Source organism: Halorubellus litoreus (genome assembly GCF_037081675.1).
Lineage (GTDB): Archaea > Halobacteriota > Halobacteria > Halobacteriales > Natrialbaceae > Halorubellus > Halorubellus litoreus.
Genome location: NZ_JAZAQL010000006.1, coordinates 25,054 through 50,261, shown reverse-complemented (window position 1 = coordinate 50,261; position 25,208 = coordinate 25,054). Strand labels below are relative to the sequence as shown.

Here is a 25,208-nt window from a genome sequence, read left to right as displayed (position 1 = left end):
GTGAACCCGCAACAGAGAGACGCGAGTGCGCGCCGGTCGACGCCGAGTACTATCCTTCGAAGACCACGTAACTGACCTTCTCCGCCGTGTGGCTCTGCTCCCAGTCCGCGCTCTGCTCCTCCTGGAGGAACGCATCCACGCCCGTACTCGAGAGGTTCGAGTGCCGGACCGTCACCGTGTTCCAGCCGTTGTACGTCGTCGGGCTCGCGAGGAACACCGGGTCGTCGTACGAGCGCGAGAAGTCGATCGAGCGCATCGCGTCGTCCATCGTGACGCGACCCGCCTCGTAGCGGCGCCCACCGAGACTCCCCGTCCCGGGCTCGATAGCCACCCAGCCCGTCATCTCCTGGTCCTCGAACGCGGTGCTCGCGTCCTCCTCTTGATTCAGGATCTGGAACCCGTCGCGCGTGATGCGGCGGATACGCGATATCACGGGGATCCCCGAGTAGTCGCTCATCGGGGACGCGAGCACGATCGGTGCCGAGTCGAACGAGTCGTCGAACGATACCTCCTCCCAGGCGCTCCCGACGTGCTGGCGACCCGCCTGGATGCGTCCGCCGTCGTCGCCGACCAGGTTCGCGTCGTCCTCGAACGCGAGGACGCCCGCGGACTCCTGATAGTGAACGTCGTTCAGGTAGTTCCACTCCTCGACGCGCACGTCGACGCTCCGGTTCGTCAGGTTACTGAGCCGCGGGTGCGCGGGGTCCGTCCCGACGTACGAGACCGACGGCGCGACCACGACCGGGTTCCCGTAGTACTCGCCGAAGTCGAACGTCTTCCAGTAGTCGTCGAGGGTCGCGGTCCTCGCGACGTACTTCGCGCTCGACGGCGTCTTCGACTGCGTCGGCTCCCCACGGTACTGGCCGTACTGGCCCATCACGTGCTCGACGGTCGCCAGGTGCCACTGGATCTGGTCCTCGAGTGGCGCCTTCTCCGTCGTCTCACAGATGAAGCCGGGACGGTCCAGCATCCCGGCGACGCGGTGCATCAGCATGTCGCGGTCCGCGTCGAGCGTGTTCCCCATGCGGTACGCCATGTCGCCCGTCAGCCCGAACGCGTCGTTCAGGTACGCGACCGCGTTCTCGCCGTTCTCGCGCGACGGAGACGTCCACGTCGGGAACAGCGCCTGCCCGACGCCACCGTCGCCGGACTTGTAGATGCCCCGAGAGCTGTGGAGGTCGAACACCCAGTCCGGGTCGACCTGCTCGACCGTCTGCCAGATGCCGCGGGCGAGCGACGAGTAACAGTCCCCGCCCGTCGGCGGAAAGTCCCGGTTCAGGTCGTTGTCGTACGGGCGGACGTCGCGCGCGATGGCGTCGACGTTCGCGCGCGGTAGGACGACGAGTCGCCCCGACTTCACGGACCAGTCGGAGATGGTTTCGGCCGCCTCGTATCCAGACCGTTCGTCGCCGTGGATGCCACCGACCACGAGCGTCGTCGGGCCGGCCACGCCGGAATCGTACTCGTGGACGGTCGTCTCCATGTACGTCCCCGACATGATCGTGTGGCTCGAGCGAGACGCACCCGAGCTCGCCGCTGCATCCCCGGTCCCCTGACCGAGCGCCACCGCACCCGCGCCGAGCGCCACCGCACCTCTCAGCACGTGCCGCCGCGAAACGCCGCTCACTGTCCCGTCTGTCCGCTTCTCGTCGACTTCTCGCATCATATACTTACAGATACAGTATACTATGCGATGGTATCTCGTCTTCAGATGTGAAGTGAATGTCGTACGATGACCAATCCATCGAGGCCATCCTTTCAAGTAACCGGTGTCGGTGGGCGAGGTTCTCGGTTCGTTCTCGCCTCGCCCCGGTGCCCCGAGGGCAACACGCGTTCCTCTCGAGAGAACAGGAGAATCGATACCGTGACTGGGACTCTTCCATACTGCGTCCGTGGTCTCTTCGATGTCGCGAACCGGGACAGCGGGCGCCACGACCGAGGAAGAAGGGTGCCACGACCGTGGAAACCGATGCCGCCGTCCGTCACCGCGCGCCGCGGCAGTCGGCGAACGAGGCGACAGGCCGCCGGTCGCTCTAGAGGCGCGGGCCGATCCAGTCGAGGAGCTTCTCGGTGTCCCAGTTCGCGCCCGCGAGGTCGCCGCGGAACGCGATCTGTGGGACGTACGCCAGGTCGTCCTCGGCCGCCTGGCGGCGCGACTCCACGACCTCGTCGACCCACTCGTCGTCGCCCGCGAGCGCCGGAATCCAGCCGTACGTCGACACGTCGTTGCGCTGCAGGAGGTCCGCAGCCTCGTCGTACGTGCGCCACTCGAAGTCGCCCTGGTTCTCGAAGCAGTACTCGAAGAACCCCCAGTACTTGTCCCAGTTGTTCTTGTGCCACACGCCGAGCGCGAGCTGCGCGAGACGCTCCTCGCCCTCGACGCTGTTGAGGTAGTGGTCGTCCGGGTACGCTACCGAGCGGAACTCGACGTTCACGTGCCCCGGGAGGACGTACTTCTGCATGATCGCCTTCAGGTTCCCGAGCGCGAAGTCCTGCGTGTTCCCGTACACGAAGTTCCCGTACACGCGCAGCGTCGGGTTCTCGGAGTCCGTCCCCATCACGGGGTACGTGAGTTTGCTCGCGTCGCCCGGAACCGGCGCGTCAGCGATGCTGACGTCCTCGTAGGACCCGGGGGACTCGGTCTGGATCTCGTTCACGCCATCCGGGACCGGACACGAGTCGCCGTACGTGAGGTTCTCGGTCTCGAACGTGTCGTCGGACACCGCACCCGGAACGTTCACGTTGCTGTTCCGGACGACGTTGTTCGAGACGCCACCGAACGACCCGAACCCGGTCTTCTCGGACCCGGCCATCTGCACGCAGCAGTTCTCGAACGTGTTGTCCGAACGCCGGACGAGGACCGCGGGATACTCGCCGTGCCCGCCGCCCGTGATCGAGACGTTCTCGAAGTAGCGTTCGCCGCCACCGCCGCTCTGTTCGACGTCACCGACTTCGTCCACGTAGATCGCGGGCGCGGTCTGGTCGTCCCAGTGACTGTGGTAGTCCTCGTCGACGTAGATCCGCGTGTTCGTGACGGTGAACGACCCGCCGTCGAACGCGCCGACGATCCCACCGAACCCGCTCCCGGCGCGGAGCGTGATGTCGCAGTCGTCGATCGTCACCGGTCCGGGATTGTCCGAGATGCGGATCCCGCGCTGGTTCTGGCCCTCCTGTTCGGGGTCGTCGACGACGATGGTCGCTCCCGTGACCGAACTCCCCGGCGAACCGAGTCGGACCTGCGTTCGGTCGTTGTTCTTGAAGAGGCCGCCTTCGACGTGGATCGGGCCGGTCCCGGTCGACGCGTACAGCCCATTGTTCCCGAACCCCTCGATGTGGCAGTTCCGGAACGTGAGCGTGCCCTTCGACCCCGAGTACACCCCGACGGGGTTCACGGGTTTGCTGCCGTCGGCCATCGTGAGGTTCTCGACGAGTCCGGTGCCGTCGGAATCGAGCACCCACGCGCCGAACGCGGTGTGGTCCGTGTCGTGGTAGCCGACCTTCGTGATGTCCTTGATGTGCAGGCCGTCGTAGCAGCCGAACGAGAGCGTCGGCGCGACGCCGGTCGCGGTGTGGTCGAGCGTGAAGTTCTCGAACGTGAAGTTCCGCATCGACCAGCCCGCGATCCAGTTCTCGTCGTGGTCGGCGCTCGGGACGAGCGTCACGTCGCCGATGCCGCGCATCGTGAAGTTCTCGCGACTGTAGAGGTTCAGTCCCTGTACCTTGTACGTCCCGCTCGGGAACTCGATCACGGCGTCGTCGTGCTCGAGTTCCGCGAAGACGGCATCGATCGGTTCCTCGCCGGTCGGGTCCGCGCCCTCCTCGACGATGTCGTACACGGTCGGTTTCTTGCTGGCTGTCGCTCGAGTGATCGTAACGTCAGAGAGTCCCGTGAGGCACGCGGTGCCGGTGAGCGCAACGTATTCGCGCCGCCCGAGCACATCGTAATCCGCTCCGGTTTCGGAGTTCCTCCCAGTCCCATCTGTTGTCTCTGTTTCGTTGCTCTGCTCCATATGACCGAACAGAGGACACCAATGGCGATGGTCGATTGCCTTCAGATGTCCGCCCTTTAAATCAGAAACCGACTCGTGTAGGGCGTGTCTTTATGTAGGATACGCCTTCGGCACCGGCGTCGTTCCGGTCGTCGCCAGCCGGGACGAACGATAGTTCCCCCGGGACGCGACCGCAGACGGGCGATCCAGGAACGGAAGCGGGTCGGTCGGGGGTGGCCGACGCGATCTGGCGGGGGACGGCGGGTGCGTCCTCTACCGATCGGATTCGTAGGGAGACTGGAAGACCTCGAGATCGCTGTCGGGTAGTCCGACCACCTTCTCCCGGCGGATGCGGACGCGCTGGACCTCGTCGTCCTCCTCGAGCGAGGACAGGTGGCGGCTGACCGTCGACGAGGAGAGGTCGACCTCGTCGACGACTTCGGTCTGCCACATCCAGCCGCCCTCGCGCTCGAGCGCAGTCATGATGCGCGCGTCCGGCTCGAGCCGCGTCAGGTCTATCGACTCGACGTCGCGGCTATCGGCCGGCGTCGCCGACGTGGACGCCTCGCCTACCCGATCCGCTTCGGGCGACGTCTCGGTCGTCGAACGCCGGGGCGGCACTGACGGTCCGCCCGTAGAAGCGATGCCCGCCGTAACGCGCGATTTCACTCGCTTCAGCCGAGTGTATCCCTCCAGGACGATGCGAACGGCGCTGGAGTTCGTGGTCGATGGCGTTCGTGAACTCATTCTTCTGCCCGGTGCAACGGAGGGCCACAACTTATATGACTATCCTAATCGGCTGTTCCGTTCGTTCAGGCGACCGTACTCGAGCGAGGAATGGCCTATATTACGGCTAACGAACGGGATGCGTCCGACGGATCGACGGCGCGAACCGCACCGCTGCCACGTCGACCGGCCGGCAACTGGGACCGCTGCAACTCGGTGGAAGGCACTGTAATCGGTTCGAAACCGAGCGGGAACACCGCGTTGGGTACATGCCAACGCCCGCCGTGCACGTGCGACGGGGGCTGCTATCGTGGAGAAGAGCGTCGGCTCGAATCGAATGCGGGGACGCGAGCAGTACTGACGAACGGAATCGTGGCCCTGCCGGTCACTCGGGCGTCTCGGCCTCCGCTATCGCAGACTGGGCGCGACGATACAGGTCGGACGCGACGACCGTGAGCGTCGAAAGGACCGACGTCGAGTGGAGGACGAGCCCGTATCCCTTCACGAGCGCGAGCGCGTGCACGGCCCAGAGCGCGACGGACAGGCCGCCACCGAGGACGTAGTAGTCCATCCAGTCGCTTCGACCTGCGTCCGCCGACGTGGACGTCTCCAGGTGACGTTCGAACACCTCGATCGCGTCGGTCGGTTCGACGACGCCGCGGTCGCTGTCGTACTCGACGACGCCGGCGTCCTCGAGGACCGGGACGTGCGTCTGGTACAGCGAGATGTACAGGTTCTGGCAGGCGTCGTCGTCCGGGTTCTCCTCGGGGTCCGATTGCTGTGCGGCGAAGACGCGGTCCGCGAGGTCGTTCACGCTGATCGTCTCGTCGACCTCACAGAGAACCTCGATCGCCTTGCGGCGGCGGTCGTTCGAGAGGATGAAGAATACCTCCTCTGACCGCAGGTCACCGTCCGTTACGTCTGCGTGGTCTGTGGACGCGTAGGCCGATTTCGTCGCGTCCGTGGTGGAGGGGCTGTCCGACTGAGTCATGACCGAAACCGACACACTCGAATCCTTAAAATCGTCTCCCTAGATTTCAACCCGGCAACGCTCTCCGGTTGTTGATATTATTAGCCTCGTAACTGCTGCCCGGGCAGCTCCACTGCGGCGGCGTCGGGCGGTACTCCCCGCGTACCGTGGTCGACCGCCGGGTAATGGTCGACTGCGGGGTCAGGGGTCGACTGTCGGGTTGGTGGTCGTCGCCGGGTCGACTGCCGGGTCGGTGGCCGACCCCGCACTCGAGGGTGCCGGACTCGAAGTCCTCCGGGCCGCGCCGTCACTCTACAGTTCGGGCGTGTCGAGGTCGAACGGCTCCGGTTGGGTCCCGTCGACGTCCGCGAAGTCGTACTCGCGAGCGAGTTCGCCGACCCGTCGGACGTCGCCGGAGCGGTCGAAGACGTCCGGGTCGGTCGCGAGCGCGACGACCGCCCGCCCGACGAACGCCGGCGAGTGCGCCGTCTCGGGAACCGCTTCGCCCGTGCTCTCGAACGCGGCGACGACGCGCTCGGTGCGCGTGAATCCCGGGTGGAGGACGACCGAGGCGATTCCCCGCCCTCGCAGTTCGTACGCCATCGCCTTCCCGAGTCGGTCGTCCGCCGTCTTCGCGACGTCGTAGGGCACGTTCCCGCGGTACCGGTCGCCGTCGCCCGAGGAGATGGTGACGACGAGCGCGTCGTCGGCCGCGAACAGGAGCGACGCGAGCGCGCGAGTCGTCGTGAAGTGCGCGCGAACGCCGACGTCGAACATCGCGTCCCAGCGCTCGACGGGTTGCTCCCAGAACGGCGCGTCGAACGTCTCGTCGTACTCCTCGTACCCGCCCCAGACGTTGTTCACGAGGACGTCCACGCGACCGTGCTCGTCGTCGATTCGCTCGGCGAGCGCCGCAACGGCCGCGTCGTCGGTGTGGTCGCACGCGACCGCGATACCGTCGCCGCCCGCGTCCGTCACCGCGTCCGCCGTCCCCGTCACCGTCCCCGACAGTTCGTCCGGCGCGTCCGACGCGTCGACGCTCCGCCCGGTGACGTACACCGTCGCGCCCGCAGCACCGAGTTCCAGTGCGATACCGCGACCGACGCCGCGGCTCGCGCCCGTCACGACCGCCACCGCCGAGGAGAGGTCCTGCATACGCCAGCCAGGTCGGCGCGAACGATAGCGCCACCGGTGCCAACGCCGAGAACTCGCTCAGCGCGACCAGCACCCGTTCCGCCGGCCTCCGCAACCACTAAACGCGCCACGCACCTGCCTTCGAGTAATGACCGACTGGACGGAGAAGTACCGCCCGACGACGCTGTCGGCGGTCCGCGGGAACGACAAGGCCCGGGACGCGTTCGAGAAGTGGGCGCGGTCGTGGGACGAGCACCGCGAGGCCGTCATCCTCCACGGGAGTCCGGGCGTCGGGAAGACGTCGGCGGCGCACGCGCTCGCGAACGACATGGGGTGGGCGGTGATGGAGTTGAACGCGAGCGACTCGCGGACGGCTGACGTCGTGGAGAAGGTCGCGGGCGAGGCGGCGAAGTCCGGGACGCTCACCGAGGGCGGTGCCGGGCGTCGACTCGTGGTGCTGGACGAGGCGGACAACTTCCACGGGAACGCCGACTATGGCGGGTCGCGGGAGGTGACGCGCGTCGTGAAGGACGCGAACCAGCCGATCGTCCTGATCGCGAACGAGTTCTACGACATGAGTAACGGCCTCCGGAACGCGTGCCAGGACGTCGAGTTCCGGGACGTCTCGAAGCGCTCCATCGTCCCCGTCCTCAGGGACATCTGCCGGCAGGAGGGCATCGAGTACGAGGACGCGGCGCTTTCCGCGATCGCGGAGGAGACCAGCGGCGACCTGCGGTCGGCGGTGAACGACCTGCAGGCGCTCGCCGAGGAGACGTCGGTGCTCACGGCCGAGGACGTCGTGACGAGCGAACGCGACCGCACGGAGGGCATCTTCGACTTCCTCGACGACGTCATCAAGCACGCGGACGCGGAGACCGCGCTCAAGCAGTCCTACGACGTGGACGAGACGCCCGACGAGTTACTGAACTGGGTGGAGGACAACGTCCCGAAGGACTACTACGGCGACGAGCTCGCGGACGCGTACGAGTTCCTGTCGAACGCCGACCGCTGGCTGGGGCGGGTGCGTGCGACGCAGAACTACTCGTACTGGCGGTACGCTGGCGACAACGTCGCCGCGGGGATTCCGGCGGCGCGCCAGCACGACCACGGCGGGTGGACGCGATACGGGCCGCCGAGTTACTGGTCGAAGCTCGGGCGAACGAAGGGGAAACGCAAGCAGCGCGACGCCATCGCGCGGAAGATCGCCGAACGCAGCGGGACGAGCATCGGGACGGCGCGTCGCCGCATCCTCCCGTACCTCTCGACGATGATCCATCACTGCAAGCCCCGCGACCTGACGGTCGCGATAGCGGCGACCTACGAGTTCGACGCGAGCGACCTCGCGTACGTCACGGGCAGCGGCGAGAGCACGAACAAGGTCCAGTCCATCGTCGAGGACGCCGAGGTGCGCCGCGAGCAGGCGGCGGTCGAGCACTCCGGCGGTGCGTTCGCGGGCGGTCGCGCGAGCGACCCGGACGCGGACGAGAGCGACGGCTCGGAGGCGAGTGACGGCGACGGCGGGAACGACGGGCAGGCGACGCTCGGCGCGGTCGCGAGCGAGGAGTCGACGGGCGAGGGGGCGGACGCACCCGGTGACGACGCCACCGACGCGACCGCGGACGACGGGACCGACGGCGACGATGGCGATGACGGCGGCGACGAGACGCAGGACGTCGACGACCGGGCGGCCGACGCCGAGGATGACGACGGCCAGTCGGGCCTCGCCGACTTCCTCTGAACGTCCGGTCGCGGTCGACGCCGAACGAGTCCTCTCACGCCGAATCGACCGTCGCACCGTCACCGCTCGATATGGCCACTGGCGGCCACCTCGGACAACTTGCAGCCGGTTTCAGCGTGAATTCAGACCGCAACAGTTAATGCCAGAAACTCCCCTGTTCGAGATAGTTTTTGATGACGAACCGAACGCTTCTCGCCCTGGTCCTCGCGGCGACGATGGTCCTCGCCGGCTGTAGCGGCGGGACCGCCACGGAGACCACGGCACCGACCGACGACACGACCGTCGAGGAGACGACGGTCGCGACGACGACAGAGAGTACGGACGACACGACCAGCGAGCCGACGACGACCGAGGAAGCGGACTACCCGAAGGTCAAGACCGAGAACTGCAAGTACAGCGGCGAGGGCGACGACGACATCGTCCGCGAGTCCGGCGCGTGCCTGCCGTTCGACGCGGACGAGGTCTACCGGAACGTCGCCGACATGGCGGGCGTCGACATCGACAAGGGCCCGACCGTGAACTCCATCCCGGCACGCGGCACCTCCCGGTACGAGTTCAGCTTCTCGAACAACACGTTCGGCGCGACGATGGGTATCGCGCCCGACGGCCAGCCGAGCGTCTTCGTGCCCGGGTACGCCCAGCCGAACCAGAACCCCGACGGCACCGTCACGCCGGCGGTCACGATGCGGTACATCGGCCTCTGGAACGACAGCGCGCTCCAGGAGGAACTCGGCATCAGCTACACCGCCGAGGACGCCGAAGTCACGGCCGCTCACGAGTTCCTGCACGTCATCCAGTTCTATCAGGGGAGCCAGGAGCGCCTGGCGCAGAACCTCACGAGCGAGGGCGTGAACGTCAACGACGTCGAACTCGCGATGATCGAGGGCTCCGCGTCGTTCTTCGAGAGCCAGTACCAGCGCGAGTACATGGACAACCCGAACGCGATGCGGAACTTCTCCGCGTGGTCGAACTCGAACGCGTACGCGATGAAGCAGCTCGGCCCGTACGTGGCCGGGAGCCACTACACGCGCTGGTACCTCAACGGCTCCACGGAGAACTTCGAGAAGATCTACGACAACCCGCCGGTGTCCATGGAGCAGATCCTCCACAAGTACGAGCCCGACGAGGAACTCCCGAAGAACCTCACGGTCGACGGCGAGGTGTCCTCGGACTGGGCGACGCCGTCGTCGTCGAAGACGAAAGGCGAGCTGTTCCTGCGGTCGGCGCTCCGCTCGGCGGTCAGCGGTGACGAGGCCGCGCGCGGTGCGGCCGGCTGGGGGCAGGACGGCGTCATCACGTTCCAGAACACGTCGTACTCCGCCGCGGGGAACTACAAGACCGGCTACGGGTGGGCGATCCGGTTCGACAACGCCACCGAGGCCGCCGAGTTCGAGTCCATCTTCGGCGAGTGGCTCGAAGCGCAGGGCTCGCAGAACAACGGCGTCTACGGCGATTCAGTCGACGAGACGTTCCGGATGGTCGAGGTCTCCGAGGAGACCGTCGTCGTGCTCGCGGGCCACGAGGACTTCACGAGTCAGGCGACCGTGAGCGGGAACACGACCCAGGTCGTCATCGAGCACACCGGCGAGACCCAGAGCGACTCCGTCGAGGACGACGACGAGCAGTCGTTCGTCGCTGGTAGCGGGTTCGTTCGCGCCGCGGCGTAGGCCGAGTCGGTCTCTTTTCGCGTTCAGTCGGGTCGGGTAGCGGACGCTCCGAGGGATTCGAGTCGACGTGGAGAGCGTGTGGGTCGCGAGCGAGGTGAGGCGGGTGGTGGAATCGGCGCTCAGTGCGAGCCGCGAGCGAGGGCAGGCCTCGCGTCGTCGCGGGGTGGATTCACAGGAGGCCGAGGGCCTCGCCCGCGTCCTTGAACGCGAGGATGCAGTCCTCGATGTCGACGCGGTCGTGGGTCGCCATCGGTGCGACGCGGACGCGGCTCGTCCCCTCCGGGACCGTCGGCGGGCGGATGGGCGACGTGAACACGCCGCGGTCGCGGACCGCGTCCGCGAGGTCCACGGCGTCCCGGCGGTCGCCGACCATCACGGGGAGTATCTGGGAGCTTCCGTGAACGTCGAATCCGAAGTCAGTGAGGCCCTCGCGGAGGTGCGCGACGTTCTCCCAGAGTCGCGACCGGATGGCGCCGTGACGCGCGATGTGCAGCGCTTCGCTCGCCACCGCCGCCGCCGTCGGTGTCAACCCCGTCGAGCACCCGAACGACCGCGCGTCGTTCGCGAGGAGTTCGACGAGTTCGTCGCTCCCAGCGACGTACCCGCCCTGGCTCGCGAGCGCCTTCGAGAGCGCGCCGAGCTGGACGTCGACGCGGTCCGCGAGCCCGTCGCGCTGCACGATGCCACCGCCGTCGTCGTAGACGCCCGTGGCGTGAGACTCGTCCACCATCGTCCACGCGCCGTGGCGGTCCGCGGCGTCGCAGAGCGCCGCGAGCGGCGCGACGGAGCCGTCCATCGGGAACACGGTCTCGGTGACGACGAGCCACGACCCCTGCGTGTCGCACGCGGCCAGCTTCGCGCGGAGGTCGTCCGCGTCGCAGTGGTCGTACGTGACGACTTCGGCGTCGCTCAGTCGACAGCCGTCGACGATGCTCGCGTGATTCAGTTCGTCCGAGAACACGACGTCCGGGTCGAGCGCGGTGATGGTGCCGACGTTCGCCGCGTACCCCGAGGAGAACGCGAGCGCGCGCTCGGTGCCCTTCGTCTCCGCGAGCCGCGCCTCGAGGTCGCGGTGCACGAGCGTGTCGCCGGTGACGAGCCGGCTCGCGCCCGCGCCCGTACCGACGGTGTCGGCGGCTTCCCTGGCCGCTTTCTGCACGCGCTCGTCCTGGGTCAGGCCGAGGTAGTTGTTCGACGCGAACACGAGCTCGCGCTCGCCGGCGAGGACCGGCAGGTCCCCGCCGGGGTCGGGCGCGAAGTACGCAGCCGAGTCCACGACGTCGGTCGGCTGGAGGTCGCGGTACATGTCCGCCTCGCGGGTGCGAGCCACGCGACGGGCGACGTCGAACCCGTGGTCGGACGCCCCCCCGTCGACGCCAGCGTCGTCGTCCGTCCCACTCATCTACCCCAGTAACTCGAATCCGATGTGATAGGTTTCCCGGTATCGCACGCGCCAGGTCACCGACCAGTTCCGGTCGGGAACGCACGGTCGTGCGCAGAACACCGCGAACGCGTGCGTCGACGCGCGTCGTCGACCACTGCCCTCGTCGCGTTCTCCGCCGCGAGGGTCGCGTTCGCGGTGCGTCCCGTCAGTACGGGCGGTCGTCGCGTCAGTACGGGATGATGCGGAAGCCCTCCGGGAGCAGGAACCCGAACAGCACGAACAGCACGGCCGCGCCGCCGGCCGTGACGACCGCGTACGGTATCTGCGTGCGGACGTGAGTCATGTGGTCGCTCCCGCTCGTCGACGACGCCAGCACGGTCGTGTCGCTGATCGGCGACGAGTGGTCCCCGAAGATACCACCCGAGAACACCGCACCGAGCACGAGGACGAGGTTCGCGTCCGTCGTGAGCGCCACCGGGATGGCGATGGGGAACATGATGCCGTACGTCGACCACGACGACCCGTCGGAGAAGCTCACGAACGCCGTGACCGCGAACAGCGCGAGCGGCACGAGGAACGCGGGCACGCCAGTGAACCACTGGGAGACGAACCCGCCGATGCCGAGGATGGTGACGGCGTTCTGGATGCTGGACGCGAACGTCAAGATGAGCGCGGCCAGGAAGATGCCCTTCATGCCGGTGGTCAGCGCCGTCGTCGCGTCGTCGTTCGACGGAATGTCGCCTTTCACGCGATAGAGGACGAACGCGGCGACGAGCGCGGTGACGGCGGCGAGCCCGAGGCGGAACGCGCCCGGCGAGAACGACCACGCGCCGCTCCCCGGTAGCATGAGCGCGAACCCGCCGACCGCGAACGCTTCGTTCATCGAGTCAGCGACGAGCCACGGGCTCGCGGTGACGAACATCGACCCGAGCGCCACCGCGATCATGATGCCAAGCGGGATGGCGAAGTTCCGCCAGTCCGGCGTCGCCGCGTCGCTCATCCCGTACTGGTCCATCTCGCGGGAGATCATCGGGTCGTCATCGTCGGCGACTACCTTCCCCTCCTCGCGGCCGCGGCGTTCCTCCTCGCGCATCGGCCCGAAGTTCGGGACGACCTGCCAGGCGACGCCAGCGGCGATGAACAGCGCGATCCACGAGTAGAATCCCGTGAAGAGTGCGTTCAGGAACAGCGGCCAGACCTCGTTGACGGCGGCGGTCGCCTGCCCGTCGGCGTTCGTCGTCACCATCGACGAGAGGCTCCCGGTGAGCTGGCCCTCGCTCGCAGCGGCTTCGAGGCCGCCGCCGATGAACCCGACGAGGGCGACGCCCCACGTCGAGTAGAACGCGAGGCGCGCTGCTGGAGAGCCAGCACTGTCGACGTAGTACGCGAGCTTCGCTCGCGACACGTCGAACTTGTCGGTCAGCGGCCGCATCATCGAGCCGACCACGAGACAGTTGAAGTAGTCGTCGATGTGGATGGCGATGCCCGCGAGGAACGCCGCCTTCTCGGCGCCGGCGTCGTCGTCGACGCGCGACGCGAGCGCCTCCACGACGCCCTGGAGTGCCCCCGAACGTATCATCAGTCCGATGAGGCCGCCGATGGCGAACAGCGCGATGAGGACGTTCTCGACGTACCACGCGCTGGAGAACAGCGGCGCCGTCGCGATTATCTCGGGGACGAGCCGGAGGCCGTATATCGCGCCGACGAGGTTCCCGAGTGCGCTCCCGACGAGGTCGGGAGGGACGCCGACGGCGTCGGGCGACAACGCGCCGTAGACCGGGCCGGCCGTGGCGACCCCGACGAACAGTCCGATCAGTGCGTCCCGCGTGTACCACGCCAGACTGATGGCGAGCAACGCCGGGACGAGTGACCACGCGCCTGCATCGATGCTCTCTATCGCCATGGTTCGTCAACCCGCAACGACCGGGTGGTTTAAAATTGTTTTCCGGGTTCGAGCGATACAAGAGGCGACCATGGTCACCTCCCGAGGTGGTTTATAAGCGTGACCGGGCGGGAGTCGGCGTCGGTCGCGTCGCTCGTTCGAGCGCACCGACAGGAACTGGTCAACTGGCGTGCCGAGGAGCGCTCGGTCACTCAGGCGGTGGTAGCGCGTGCACCGGGCGCGACCCGGTAGGCGACGAGTGCCGCGCCGACGGCGAGCACGAACACGAGCCCGATGGCGACGGCGTGCGCGGCGAGTATCGTCCCGCTGGCGCCGCCGACGGCGACGCGACCGAACGCGATCTGCACGGGGAACGCGGCGAGCGCGCCGGCGGCGAGCCAGCGAGCGCGCGCGTCGAGGACGTGCCAGCCGCCGACGACCGCGAACACGAGGGCGGCGAGGATGGTGAGCGACACCGCGTAGTGCGCGGTCTGCACGGGCGGCGTGTACCGCGACAGGACCTGCGCGCCGAACAGCACGAGCACGGGCTGGGCGACCGCGGCGAGCGCGAGCGCCCGCCGGAACGCACCCTCGCTGACGACGTCGCGGAGGACGAGCGCGGTCGCGACGACGACGCCCGCGAAGATACCCATCGCCGTCCAGTAGTGCAGGAACAGGATGGGCCCCGTGAACTCGAGGACGGTCTGTCGACCGAGGAACACCTGGAGCGGGAGCAGGACGATGGCCGCCGTCGCCGCCAGCTTCACGCCGCGGCCGTGGTCGTCGACCCACGCGAGCACCGCGGTCGCGAGGATGAACGGCCCGGTGAGACCCGCGACCACGCGGTGGATCATCTCGAAGCTACTCGGCACGGACTGCGGGAACAGGTTCAGGAACCCGCCGTCGCACACCGGCCAGCGCGCCTGACACGCCAGCCCCGCGCCGGTCGCCTTCGTCGACACGCCCAGGAGGATGGTGAGGAACGTCGCGCCGACCGTCAGCGCGGCGAGCCGCCGGAACCCACGCTTCGAGAGGTAGCCGTCGCCCTCGTCATTCATGCGAGGCACTTCGGACAGGGTCTACTTACGTCGCTCGCTCTCGGACCGCCGTTCGAGCCGCGAACCACGACCACAGCTCCTCGCCGCTCGGCCCGCGACCCACCGTCGCCGGCGACCGCTTATTGCCCTTCGACACCTACAGGCTGGCATGAGCGAGTCAGACGCGAGCGAGCGCGACGTCCCCCAGACCGACACGGAATGGCGCGAGAAACTCGACGACGAATCCTACCACGTCATGCGCGAAGCCGGCACCGAAGCGCGGTTCTCCGGCGACTACGTCGACCACTTCGAGGACGGCAAGTACCGCTGCAAGGGCTGCGGCGAGGTCCTCTTCGACTCCTCCACGAAGTTCGACCACGGCTGCGGCTGGCCGTCGTTCTACGCCGCCGAGGACGCCAACATCGAGAAACGCGAAGACCTCAGCCACGGCATGAAGCGCATCGAGGTCGTGTGCGCGAACTGCGACAGCCACCTCGGCCACGTCTTCGACGACGGCCCCGAACCCACCGGGAAACGCTTCTGCATCAACTCCGTCAGCATCGACTTCGACGACGAATAGGCCGCAGCGCACCCTCGTTCGTTCCAGCTAGCTTCCTCTGAATCAGCCGAACAGTAGGTGTGCAGAACCATCTTTTTCCGCCTCGGGTTCCCTCGCTCACTCCGTTCGCTGCGGGAACCGCTCGGCGCAAAAACATGGGTGAAAAAGGCCGGACGACTCGCTCCCTGCGGTCGCTCGCGTCCGATGAACCGCCTCGCTCGCAGTCGCTCGCTCGGCGGATGCGCTGGTGGTCGGTCGTTCCCCTGTCTCTACTGATCGGCTTGCCTGACTCCGTGGAAGAAACGCGGTCAGTATTCAGGTGACGCGGAAATCGCTGGGAGTCGATTCAGGCGACGCGGGAAATCGCTGGGAGTCGATTCAGGCGACGCGGGAAATCGCTGGGAGTCGATTCAGGCGACGCGGAAACCAGCTAGCAGTCGATTCAGGCGACGCGTGCGAACGCGAGGTCGCCGCTGACGGATTCGATGTACGCGTCGACGACCTGGCCTTCGCGGGCGCCGGAGACGAAGATGGTGTAGCCGTTCTTCTTCGCGACGCCGTCGCCCTTGCGGCCGGTGCCGGTGATCTTGACCTGGTACGTGCGGCCGGACTCGATGTCCTCGGTGACCGTCGAGGAGGACTGCTTCGAGGACTTCGCGACGGGGCGGAACGCACCGCAGGCCTCGCAGCGGAGCATGTCGACGCCGTCCTCGGTGACGAGGCGCGTGTCCGGGAGCCCGCACTCGGAGCACGTGACGAACTCGGTGACGTACGCGTCGATGGCGGCCTGGAAGTCCGCGATGTCGAACGACCCGCTGTAGCGGGCGGTGGAGCCGTCGAACTGGCCGCTCGTCCCGAGGTCGCGCTGGATGGAGCGGTGGAGGTGGTCGGCGTCGCGGCTGAGCGCCTTCGCGATGGCTTCGAGGTTCGTCAATCGCGTGAACGCACCGTCGGTCTGGCCCTCGGGGTCGGGGACTTGGAGGCGGTCACCGCCTTCTCGCGGTGTCTCGGGCAGCACGTCGTAGGCTCTGTCGAGCGCTGTAGCGTATTCCATACGTACGTGACGACGCGGGGACGTAAAGCCCCTCCGAGACGAGCGTGGGCGCGTCGCACGGTCGCTCCGTCTCGTCGAAACGCACCGGAAACCTCAGTCGCGGCGACGCCAGTCCTCGAGCGTGTAGCCGTCGTGGTCGGTCTCTTCGACGAGCTCCCAGTCGTCCGCGTCGAAGTCCGGGTAGTGGGCGTCGCCGTCGTACTCGCCGTGGACGCGACTCAACAGCTGGCGGTCGGCGACGTCGAGGAAGAGGCCGTAGATGGCGCTGCCGCCGAGGACGTAGAGGACGTCGGCGTCGAGCTTCTCGGCCACTCTGATTGCGTCGTCGACGTCGCTCGCGTGGTGGGCGGTGTCCTGCGGCCAGTCGCGGTCGGTCCGCGAGAGCACGATCTGGGCGCGTCCGGGAAGGTCGTCGAACAGTTCGAACGTGTGGCGGCCGAGCGCGACGACGTCGTCGGCGACGCGCTCGCGGTACCGCTTCGATTCGTGGGGGAGGTGCCAGGGGAGCGAGTTCCCCTGGCCGATGACGCCGTTCTCGGCGACGGCCGCGACGGAGACGATCTGCATGTCGGTCGCTACGGGATGGACCGTGGTGAACGTCCCGGCTTCGGAAGGACGCGGTCGTCGGACTGTCGCGACGTTAGCGACGGTGGAGTCGTCGGCGTCGGCGGGTTCGACGACCGACTCACTGTCGTGCGGGGTGTTGGCATGCCAATCAACATACTTAAGTCTATCCCTCACCACTAACGACTGTGAGTGAAAATACTGGGCGCAAGAACCTTCGAATGCCCAACGACGACGAAGTGTTCGCCGTAGTGACAGAGCACAACGGCGGCAACCACGTGCAGCTCCGCTGCGCCGACGGCGAGGACCGGATGGGCCGCATCCCCGGTCGAATGAAGTACCGCGTCTGGATCAACGAGGGCGACGTGGTCATCGCCGAACCGTGGGACTGGCAGGACGAGAAGGCGAACGTCGAGTGGCGGTACACCGACGAGGACGCCGACCAGCTGCGCGCGGAAGGACACATCGACTGACTTCTCCTAACTGACTGCAGGACGGCGGCGCGGCGAGCGATTGCTCGCGACCGAGTTCCGCCGGACCAACTCGCTTACGCACCCGGAGTCGCGACGCCGCTCCCCGACGAGCGCGCAACGCCGGCGCTGGTTGCGACGAGGACCGCGACGTCGACCCCGCTTGCGGCAGGTGGTCAGTCGCCGAGCGTCGCGAACGCGAACAGGCTCTTCGTGCCGAGCGGGTCGTCGGCGGTGACGCGGTGGACGTTCCCGAACCCGGCCGCTTCGAGCTGTTCGACGGTCGCACGTTCACCGGGCGCGGAGAAGAACATCCGGCCGCCCATCCAGCCCTCGCGAACGGTCTCGAACCGCCCCGTGGGTAGCGTCATGAGGAGGTAGCCGCCGGGTTTGCAGACGCGAGCGAACTCGCGGTAGACCGCCGGGTGGTCGTCGCGTGGGACGTGGAAGACGGCGTGGTACGCGGTGATGGCGTCGACGCTATCGTCGGCCAGCGGGAGGTGGGTCATGTCGGCCTGCACGAGTCTCGCCCCGGGGACGGTCTCGGTCGCGAGTTCGAGCGCGCGCCGGGAGACGTCCACGCCGATGGCGTCCGCGGGGAGGTTCGCGAGCGTCCGAGCGCCGTCGCCGCACCCGACGTCGAGGACGACCGGGTCCGCTGGCAGGTACTCGCTGAGGTCGTCGACGAGGTCGGCGTCGTTCCCGGTCGGGTCGCGGGACCGAGCGTACGTCTCGGCGACGTCGTCCCAGGCGCGCTGCACGTCCTTGCGGTCCATACGACCGGTATGGGCCGGAGCGAGAAAGATACTGACCCTGACGCACTTCTGCAGGAGCCGGACCTGACGCACTTCTGTGGGGACCGGGCCTGACGCATCCCTGGGTGTCATTCGTGCGAGCACCCCGCACGCGACTGGCCACGTGAACGGTCCGGTAAGCGACTGGTCAGAACCTGAAGCGTCTGAAACGTCGGCGTCCGTCTCTTGCGCCGCGCCCGACGCGCGTCGCCGACTCTCGGAACCCTTCGTTTCACGCCGTTTCACGCCAACACCGGCCTACGGTCGCTGAACGATACGAACCGTCCCCACCGGTTCGAGATAACCCGAGCGTTGTCGGCGCTACTGGCCAAATAACGAATCCGGTCCGCGGAGAGGACCCGAGTGATGACACGACGCGAACCAACTCGACGCCGACTCGTCACAGGACTCGTAACCGCAGTTGCAGTCGGTCTCGCGGGCTGTGCCAACCCCGAGGACGACGGCACCAACGAGACTGACCCACTCAACGGAACCGACGGCGGCGACGCCACCACCACCGAAGAAGACGGGATGGAGACCGAGGACGAGACGGAGACGGAGACCGAAGAGGAAACTGAGACAGAGACCGAGACGGAGACAGAAGAGGAAACTGAGACAGAGACCGGGACCGAGGCGGGAACCGGGACGGAGACCGGGACCGAGGCGGGAACCGGGACGGCGGCGTCGGTGGGGAACGGCGGCTAGCGCTTGCGCGGATGGAGTGAGTAGCAGGGGTGGACTCGTGGGCTGGGACCCTCGGCGGCTCGCGTCCCGACGCGGCGCTACGACCCGTCGGGGCGGTCGGGAACGTCCCCCGGGTTCGACCCGTATCGCGCCGGCACCCAGCGCTGGCCGTCGATCGGCGGCCGGTACGCCGAATCGTCCGGTCGGTCGGGGAGGTCGACGGGGTCGGGCGTGTAGTCAGGGTAGTCGAACTGGTCGAGGAGGTGACTGATGCAGTTCAGTCGCGCGTGCTTCTTCACGTCGGCGTGAACGACGTGCCAGGGCGCGTGCTCGGTGTCTGTGTGCTCGAACATCTCGTCCTTCGCTCGCGAGTACGCCGCCCAGCGTTCGCGCGCCTCCAAGTCCATCGGACTGAGCTTCCAGCGCCGCTTCGGGTCCTCGTTGCGCTTCTCGAACCGCCGTTCCTGCTCGGCGTCGCTCACCGAGAACCAGTACTTGATGAGGGTCATCCCCGACCGCACCAGCAGTCGCTCGAACTCCGGCGTGGACTCGAGGAACTCCTCGTACTCCTCGTCCGTACAGAACCCCATGACGCGCTCGACGCCGGCGCGATTGTACCAGCTCCGGTCGAACAGCACCATCTCGCCGGCCGTCGGGAGCTGTTCGACGTACCGCTGGAAGTACCACTGGCCTTGCTCGCGCTCCGTCGGTTTCCCGAGCGCAACCACGCGCGCCACCCGCGGATTCAGGCGTCGCGTGATGCGCTTGATCGCGCCGCCCTTCCCGGCCGCATCACGGCCCTCGAACACCACGCACACCTGGAGGTCCTCCTCCTGGATGTGGTACTGGAGTTTCACCAGTTCCTCCTGTAATCGATGCAGTTCGCGCTTGTAGTGCTTCTTCTTCAGGACGCCGCTCTCCTTGTACCGGTCGGGGTATTCCTCTGGACTCACGGAGAACTCACGGACTGCTAGACGATACCGCACACCATATGTCCTCGTGCGGGTGAGGCGAGTTCGGTCGCGGGCCGAACGCTCAAGGCGCCGGTCGCCCTCCCAAAGACCATGACCGTTGCACGCCCCATCGAACTCGAAGGGCACGTCATCGACTCCGGGACGCTCCAGCGATGCATGACGACCATCATGGAGATGGGCGGGGACTTCGACGTGGAGCAGTTCGACGTCGGCCGGCACAAGATGGCCGAGTCGTACTGTCGGATGCTCGTGCAGGCGGACGACGAGGCGACGCTACACGAGATACTGCACGAACTCCACCAGACGGGCGCGACCGTCACGGACCCGCACGACGCTCAGCTCGCGCCCGCGCCCGGCGACCAGATCGTGCCGACGGGGTTCTACTCGACGACGAACCACCCGACTGAGGTCCGCCACGACGGGGACTGGCTGCCAGTGGAGGACATCGAGATGGATTGCGCTATCGTCGTCGAACCGGACGCCGATGGCGGGCCGCGAGCGTACACGAAGGTATTGAACGCTATCCGCGAGGGCGACCTCGTGGTCACCGACGAGTTCGGGGTGCGCGTCGACCCGCCGGACCGGCCGCGCGGCGACAGCGGCCCGTTCGGGTTCATGCAGGGCGGCGTCTCCCCCGAGCGGCCGAGCGAGAGCCTCATCGAGGAGGTCGCGGACGTCATCCGCGAGGCGAAGGCCGACGGCGGGAGCGTGCTCGCGGTCACGGGCCCCGCACTCCTGCATTCGGGGGCCGGCCCGGCGTTCGCGCGACTCGTCCGCGAAGGCTACGTGGACGCGTTGTCGACGGGGAACGGGTTCGCGGTGCACGATATGGAGCGATCGATGTACGGGACGAGCCTCGGGATGAACGTCGAGACCATGGAGAGCCCGCGGAAGGGCCACAAGCACCACATCTACACGATAAGCGAGGTCATCCGAGCCGGCGGCATCGAGGCGGCTATCGAAGAGGGGTTCGTCGACTCGGGCGTGATGTACGAGTGCATCCAGCACGACGTCGACTACGTGCTCGCGGGCAGCATCCGCGACGACGGCCCGCTCCCGGACACGATCACGGACGCCGTCGAGGCCCAGAACGCCATCCGCGAGCAAGCCCACGAGGCCGACGTCGTCCTCATGCTGTCGACGCTCCTCCACTCGGTGGCCGTCGGGAACTGTCTGCCTTCGACGACCCCGGTGGTGTGCGTCGACATCGACCCCGCGACCGTCACGCAACTCCTCGACCGCGGGAGCGCGCAAGCGGTCGGGATGGTCACCGACGTTGGCACGTTCGTCCCGACGCTCGCGAACAAACTCCTCGACGACGAGAACGCGGACTGCAGCGAAACGGAAGAATAGGCTCGGGCGCGCCGCTCAGAGCGCGTCGAGGATGTTCAGGTAGCCGCTCCCGTAGTACGCCTTGTCGTAGCCGCTGGGGACCGAGGCGGCGCGCTTCAGCGCGCTCTCGACCTGATTCGCGTTGTACCCCGGATTCGCGCTCTTGACGAGCGCCGCCGCACCAGCGACGTTCGGCGCCGCCATCGACGTGCCCGCCTTCCAGCCGTAGGTCGGCGTCTGCGGGATGAGGAGGTCTCCGCCCTCGAACGCGACCCCGGTGTACGTGATGTCGACGGCCTCGTCCGCGCCGATGCCACCGCCGCTGAACACGCCGACGCCCGTGACCGTCGCCTTGCCGACGATATCGCTCTCGCTCGCGTCCGGCGACGACGGGTCGATGTCGGGGTTCTCGAATATCTCTGCGACGCTGCTCGCCTCGAACACGCCACCAGGTCCGTCGCCGAACGAGTCGCTCGCGGTCCACGCGACGGAGGTCTCCGAGGACTCCGAGACGCGCCAGTCGACCGCGACGTAGTTCGTCGGATTCCCGTCACCGTCCACGGGCGGGCCAGCGAGGTAGATGGATATCCAGTCCGGCGCGAGGCGCTCGTGGCCCGCGCCCGTCGTGTAGTCGACGGTGACGGTCTCGCCGCCAGTGAACGTCGGTCCACCTGTAACGCCGAACTCGACGCCGCCGAAGCCGACCGACGAGTACCACGGCACGCTATCGGTCGTGTACGGCGGCGTGCCCTGGACGGTCACGTTGCCGTCGTAGGAACCGGTCCACGACGCCGTGACGTCGCCCGGGTAGTCCTCGGCGTTCGGTCCGAAAGTCCCCGAGACGAGGCTGCCGCCGTGTACGAACACCGTGTTGAACACGAGGTCGTTGAACCAGGGGGCGCCGGTGCCGATGGCCGCGAGGTCGGCGTCGCCACCGGGTGCGCCGAGCGTGATGGCGTTCGTGCCGTAGTTCGTGTAGAACGCGGGACTGTGTGCGGGCGCTTCGTCCTCGGCGTCCCAGCCGTAGCCGATGGGGCCGGTCGCGGCGACGGAGACCGCCTGTGCGCCCTCGTTCGGAATGCTGATGAGGTTCCCGTCGTGCTGCAGGTCCGCGCTGTCGTTCCCGGCGGCGATGGCGAGGAGCGTCCCCTCCTTGTTCGCGTACGTCATCACGCTGTTGAGCGTCTTCCCGTAGAACGAGCCCAGTCCCTGCCGGGGGACGGGGTACGCGCCGAGCGAGAGGTTCGCGACGTCAGCGTCGACGTTGACGCTGTAGACGATGGCGGCGAGGATGTCGCCGAAGGACGCGCTCGGCCCGGAGAACACGCGGCAGTCGACGAGGTCGGTCTTCGGCGCGGTGCCGTTCACGCCGCTGCCGCCACCGTTGTCGGCGGCGATGATGCCCGCGACGTGCGTGCCGTGGTCGTCCCCGCCGACGGGGTTGTGGTCGCCGCCGTCGTCGGTGAAGTTCATCGAGAGGCCGATGTTGAGCGGGCCGGCGAGGTCGGGGTGGGTTTCGAGGACGCCGGAGTCGATGACGGCGACGCGCGTCCCCTCGCCCTCGGTCGTCTCGTGCGCTTCCGGGACGTTCAGATCGCTCTTGTCCCACTGCAGGAAGTCGCCGGGCTGTCCCTCGTAGTCGCTGGCGTCGCCCGGGCTGAACGTCGGCGCCTGCGCGTTCGTCGCCGGTTCGCTCAGCGTGATCTCGACGTCGGGTTCGAACGCCTTCACGGCCTTCGACCGTCGGAGCGCGCTCTCGCTCGCCTCGACGACGGCGAACTTCACGCCCGGCATCTCGTGGACGACGTCGAGCCCGCGGAGCTTCCCCTTGCCTTTCGTCTGCACGATGAATCGGTCCGTTCGGGTCGCCGCCGTCACCGTGGTGCCCGTCGCGATACCGCCGAGTACTGCGCCACTGAGTGTCAGGAACGTCCGCCTGTTTACGTCTGGCATGCGGCTTGGAATCCGGGCGGTACCGACATTGGTATAACACACCTACTGGACGCCGACGCGTAGCCACGACACCCGACCGAATGGTGAAAGACGCGTTTGGTAATCGGTATTGGTTCTTTACCGGCCGTGATTCGGTGGCGCTCGAAACGACGTCATCGCGCCGCCGAGCGAGGTATACCCGTCGAACGCGTACGTGACGGGGAAGATGCACGACGACGCGCGACGGGTGATGGATGGCGACAGCTAGGGGCCGCGACGACGATGCGCCGTCGTTCGCGAGCGACGGCGGGTCGATGTGGCGACTGTACGCCGAGTACGGTCGCGGGAACCGCTCGCTCGCCGCCGTCGGTACGGTCATGGCGGTCCTCTCGCGGGTCGTCGGCCTGCTGCCCGCGCTCCTGCTCGGGCTCGCCATCGACGCCGTCCTCCTCGCCGACCGCCCGTACGCGCTCCCGCTCGTCCCCGACGCCTGGATCCCCGCGACTGCGGCCGGCCAGGTGTGGCTCACCGTCGGGCTCCTCGTCGCGGCGACCGCTGTCGGCGCTATCGCGAGCTACCTCCAGAGCTACGGCTGGAACCGGTTCGCGCAGAACATCCAGCACGCGCTGCGCGTCGACGCCTACGAGTCCATGCAGGCGCTCGACCGGTCGTTCTTCGACCGCACCCGCACCGGCGAACTCCTCGCGGTCCTCAACAACGACGTCAACCAGCTGGAGTCGTTCCTCACCGACGGCGTCAGCTCGACGCTCCGCTTGCTCGCGCTCGTCCTCGGCGTCGGCGCCATCATGCTCGCGCTCAACCCCGTGCTCGCGCTCGCCGCGCTCGTCGCCGTCCCCGTCCTCGGCGCGTTCACGGTCGCGTTCGTCCGGCGCGTCCAGCCGAAGTACGCCGCGATGCGCGCGAGCGTCGGCAGCCTGAACGCGAGGTTGGAGAACAACGTCGGCGGTATCGAGGTCATCAAGACCGAGCACGCCGAGGCCTACGAGGCCGACCGCGTCCGCGACGCCTCCCGCGAGTACTACGACGCGAACTGGGACGCCATCCGCACCCGCATCACGTTCTTCCCCGGCCTGTCGGCCATCAGCGGACTGAGCTTCGCGCTCACGTTCGTCGTCGGCGCGTTCTGGGTACTGAACGGCCCCCCGACGGTCCTCGCTGTCGTCCCGGAGACCGCGCTCGGCGTGCGTCTCGGCGTCGCCGACGCCGTCACGCCCGGCGAGTTCGTGACGTTCATGCTCTACACCCAGCAGTTCGTGTGGCCGCTCGCGCAGTTCGGCCAGATCGTGAACAACTACCAGCGCGCGAAAGCGTCCAGCGAGCGCGTCTACGGCGTCCTCACCGCCGACGACGTCACGGCCGACCCCGACGACCCCGTGCCGTTCGACGGCGTCGCGGGGCGCGTGGCGTACGAGGACGTCACGTTCACGTACCCGCGCGGACCGGACCTCGTCGACGACGGCGGGGACGGTGAGGTCGGTGAGGACGGTGGCAGCGAGGCGGACGAGCCAGGAGACCCGACGCCCGTCATCCGGGACGTGTCATTCGACGTCGCCCCCGGCGAGACGGTCGGTATCGTCGGCCCGACCGGCAGCGGGAAGTCGACGCTCGTGAAGCTCCTCGTCCGCCTCTACGACCCCGACGAGGGCGTGGTCGAGGTCGACGGCGTGGACGTCCGCGACCGCTCGCTCGCGGAACTCCGGCGCGCGGTCGGGTACGTCGCCCAGGAACCGTTCCTCTTCTACGGTACCGTCCGGGAGAACATCGCGTACGGGACGTTCGACGCGTCCGACGCCGACGTCGAAGCCGCCGCGAAGCGTGCCGCGGCCCACGAGTTCATCGCGAACCTCCCCGACGGCTACGACAGCGTCGTCGGCGAACGCGGCGTCCGCCTCTCCGGCGGGCAACGCCAGCGCGTCGCGCTCGCGCGAACCATCCTCAAGGACCCCGCGATACTCGTGCTTGACGAGGCGACGAGTCACGTCGACACGGAGACCGAGGCCATCATCCAGCGGAGCCTCGCGGAACTCGCGACCGACCGCACCACCATCGCCATCGCGCATCGGCTGTCGACCGTGAAGACCGCAGACCAGATACTCGTCCTCGAAGGCGGTCGGGTCGTCGAAGCCGGGACGCACGACGCGCTCGTCGCCGAAGACGGATTGTACGCGAACCTCTGGCGCGTCCAGGCCGGGGACATCGACGACCTCCCCGCGTCGTTCTTCGAGGCCGCCATCGAGCGGCGCGCCGCCATCGAAGGCGGCGAGGACGACTGAGGGAACGACCTCGAACGGTGCCGT

The 25,208-nt window shown here is 67.7% G+C and carries 20 protein-coding genes; 7 read left to right on the top strand and 13 right to left on the bottom strand.

Annotation, left to right across the window (positions count from 1 at the left end):
- Positions 1–49: 49 nt before the first annotated feature.
- The 5 genes from VYJ16_RS21125 to VYJ16_RS21105 all read right to left on the bottom strand — a co-directional run bounded on the left by VYJ16_RS21125 (position 50) and on the right by VYJ16_RS21105 (position 6,840).
- Positions 50–1,588, bottom strand: a complete 1,539-nt coding sequence (locus VYJ16_RS21125; RefSeq protein ID WP_336352299.1) for a M99 family carboxypeptidase catalytic domain-containing protein — start codon at positions 1,586–1,588, stop codon at positions 50–52.
- A 445-nt stretch (positions 1,589–2,033) separates the two neighbouring features.
- Complete coding sequence (locus tag VYJ16_RS21120) at positions 2,034–3,836, bottom strand: right-handed parallel beta-helix repeat-containing protein (RefSeq protein ID WP_336352298.1); 1,803 nt, start codon at positions 3,834–3,836, stop codon at positions 2,034–2,036.
- 426 nt (positions 3,837–4,262) lie between these two features.
- The gene (locus tag VYJ16_RS22220; protein ID WP_418934299.1) at positions 4,263–4,736 is read right to left on the bottom strand and encodes a helix-turn-helix transcriptional regulator; all 474 of its coding nucleotides are present in this window, start codon (positions 4,734–4,736) and stop codon (positions 4,263–4,265) included.
- A gap of 364 nt (positions 4,737–5,100) precedes the next feature.
- Positions 5,101–5,706: a DUF7344 domain-containing protein gene (locus VYJ16_RS21110; RefSeq protein WP_336352296.1), complete on the bottom strand. Its 606-nt coding sequence runs from the start codon at positions 5,704–5,706 to the stop codon at positions 5,101–5,103.
- A gap of 291 nt (positions 5,707–5,997) precedes the next feature.
- Positions 5,998–6,840 (bottom strand): SDR family NAD(P)-dependent oxidoreductase, encoded by an 843-nt coding sequence (locus VYJ16_RS21105; protein WP_336352295.1) that lies wholly within the window; start codon positions 6,838–6,840, stop codon positions 5,998–6,000.
- 127 nt (positions 6,841–6,967) lie between these two features.
- Between VYJ16_RS21105 and VYJ16_RS21100 the strand changes: the two genes are divergently transcribed.
- Together VYJ16_RS21100 and VYJ16_RS21095 are read left to right on the top strand one after the other, a co-directional pair.
- Positions 6,968–8,557 carry a replication factor C large subunit gene (locus tag VYJ16_RS21100; RefSeq protein ID WP_336352294.1) on the top strand — a complete coding sequence of 530 codons (1,590 nt, stop codon included), beginning with the start codon at positions 6,968–6,970 and terminating at the stop codon, positions 8,555–8,557.
- Between the two features lie 173 nt (positions 8,558–8,730).
- On the top strand, positions 8,731–10,224 hold the full coding sequence (locus VYJ16_RS21095) for a hypothetical protein (RefSeq protein ID WP_336352293.1): 1,494 nt from the start codon (positions 8,731–8,733) through the stop codon (positions 10,222–10,224).
- Positions 10,225–10,393: 169 nt separating this feature from the next.
- On the opposite strand, the gene VYJ16_RS21090 is transcribed toward VYJ16_RS21095, so the two are convergent.
- The 3 genes from VYJ16_RS21090 to VYJ16_RS21080 form a co-directional block, all read right to left on the bottom strand.
- A complete protein-coding gene (locus VYJ16_RS21090) occupies positions 10,394–11,626 on the bottom strand; it encodes an aminotransferase class I/II-fold pyridoxal phosphate-dependent enzyme (protein ID WP_336352292.1) in 1,233 nt (410 codons plus the stop codon).
- Positions 11,627–11,834: 208 nt separating this feature from the next.
- A complete protein-coding gene (locus tag VYJ16_RS21085) occupies positions 11,835–13,511 on the bottom strand; it encodes a Na+/H+ antiporter NhaC family protein (protein WP_336352291.1) in 1,677 nt (558 codons plus the stop codon).
- Positions 13,512–13,702: 191 nt separating this feature from the next.
- The gene (locus VYJ16_RS21080) at positions 13,703–14,548 is read right to left on the bottom strand and encodes a COX15/CtaA family protein (protein ID WP_336352290.1); all 846 of its coding nucleotides are present in this window, start codon (positions 14,546–14,548) and stop codon (positions 13,703–13,705) included.
- Between the two features lie 148 nt (positions 14,549–14,696).
- On the opposite strand from VYJ16_RS21080, the gene msrB reads away from it, so the two are divergent.
- A complete protein-coding gene (gene msrB, locus VYJ16_RS21075) occupies positions 14,697–15,107 on the top strand; it encodes a peptide-methionine (R)-S-oxide reductase MsrB (RefSeq protein WP_336352289.1) in 411 nt (136 codons plus the stop codon).
- Positions 15,108–15,528: 421 nt separating this feature from the next.
- On the opposite strand, the gene VYJ16_RS21070 is transcribed toward msrB, so the two are convergent.
- Both VYJ16_RS21070 and VYJ16_RS21065 read right to left on the bottom strand, forming a co-directional pair.
- The gene (locus VYJ16_RS21070; RefSeq protein ID WP_336352288.1) at positions 15,529–16,140 is read right to left on the bottom strand and encodes a translation initiation factor IF-2 subunit beta; all 612 of its coding nucleotides are present in this window, start codon (positions 16,138–16,140) and stop codon (positions 15,529–15,531) included.
- Between the two features lie 93 nt (positions 16,141–16,233).
- Positions 16,234–16,707: a dihydrofolate reductase gene (locus VYJ16_RS21065; RefSeq protein ID WP_336352287.1), complete on the bottom strand. Its 474-nt coding sequence runs from the start codon at positions 16,705–16,707 to the stop codon at positions 16,234–16,236.
- Between the two features lie 185 nt (positions 16,708–16,892).
- Here VYJ16_RS21065 and VYJ16_RS21060 point away from each other — a divergent pair, with 185 nt between their 5' ends.
- The gene (locus VYJ16_RS21060) at positions 16,893–17,177 is read left to right on the top strand and encodes a translation initiation factor eIF-1A (RefSeq protein ID WP_227133752.1); all 285 of its coding nucleotides are present in this window, start codon (positions 16,893–16,895) and stop codon (positions 17,175–17,177) included.
- A gap of 173 nt (positions 17,178–17,350) precedes the next feature.
- On the opposite strand, the gene VYJ16_RS21055 is transcribed toward VYJ16_RS21060, so the two are convergent.
- Entirely contained in the window at positions 17,351–17,950 is a 600-nt protein-coding gene (locus VYJ16_RS21055) for a class I SAM-dependent methyltransferase (protein ID WP_336352286.1), read from the bottom strand.
- A 384-nt stretch (positions 17,951–18,334) separates the two neighbouring features.
- On the opposite strand from VYJ16_RS21055, the gene VYJ16_RS21050 reads away from it, so the two are divergent.
- Entirely contained in the window at positions 18,335–18,673 is a 339-nt protein-coding gene (locus VYJ16_RS21050; protein ID WP_336352285.1) for a hypothetical protein, read from the top strand.
- Positions 18,674–18,750: 77 nt separating this feature from the next.
- Here the strand turns inward: VYJ16_RS21050 and ppk2 are convergent, their stop codons facing one another.
- Entirely contained in the window at positions 18,751–19,605 is an 855-nt protein-coding gene (gene ppk2, locus VYJ16_RS21045) for a polyphosphate kinase 2 (RefSeq protein ID WP_336352284.1), read from the bottom strand.
- 111 nt (positions 19,606–19,716) lie between these two features.
- Here ppk2 and VYJ16_RS21040 point away from each other — a divergent pair, with 111 nt between their 5' ends.
- Positions 19,717–20,979: an ornithine cyclodeaminase, nickel-pincer nucleotide-dependent gene (locus tag VYJ16_RS21040; RefSeq protein WP_336352283.1), complete on the top strand. Its 1,263-nt coding sequence runs from the start codon at positions 19,717–19,719 to the stop codon at positions 20,977–20,979.
- Between the two features lie 15 nt (positions 20,980–20,994).
- Here the strand turns inward: VYJ16_RS21040 and VYJ16_RS21035 are convergent, their stop codons facing one another.
- The gene (locus VYJ16_RS21035; protein ID WP_336352282.1) at positions 20,995–22,911 is read right to left on the bottom strand and encodes a S8 family peptidase; all 1,917 of its coding nucleotides are present in this window, start codon (positions 22,909–22,911) and stop codon (positions 20,995–20,997) included.
- Positions 22,912–23,144: 233 nt separating this feature from the next.
- Between VYJ16_RS21035 and VYJ16_RS21030 the strand changes: the two genes are divergently transcribed.
- Positions 23,145–25,184 (top strand): ABC transporter ATP-binding protein, encoded by a 2,040-nt coding sequence (locus VYJ16_RS21030; protein WP_336352281.1) that lies wholly within the window; start codon positions 23,145–23,147, stop codon positions 25,182–25,184.
- Positions 25,185–25,208: the final 24 nt, after the last annotated feature.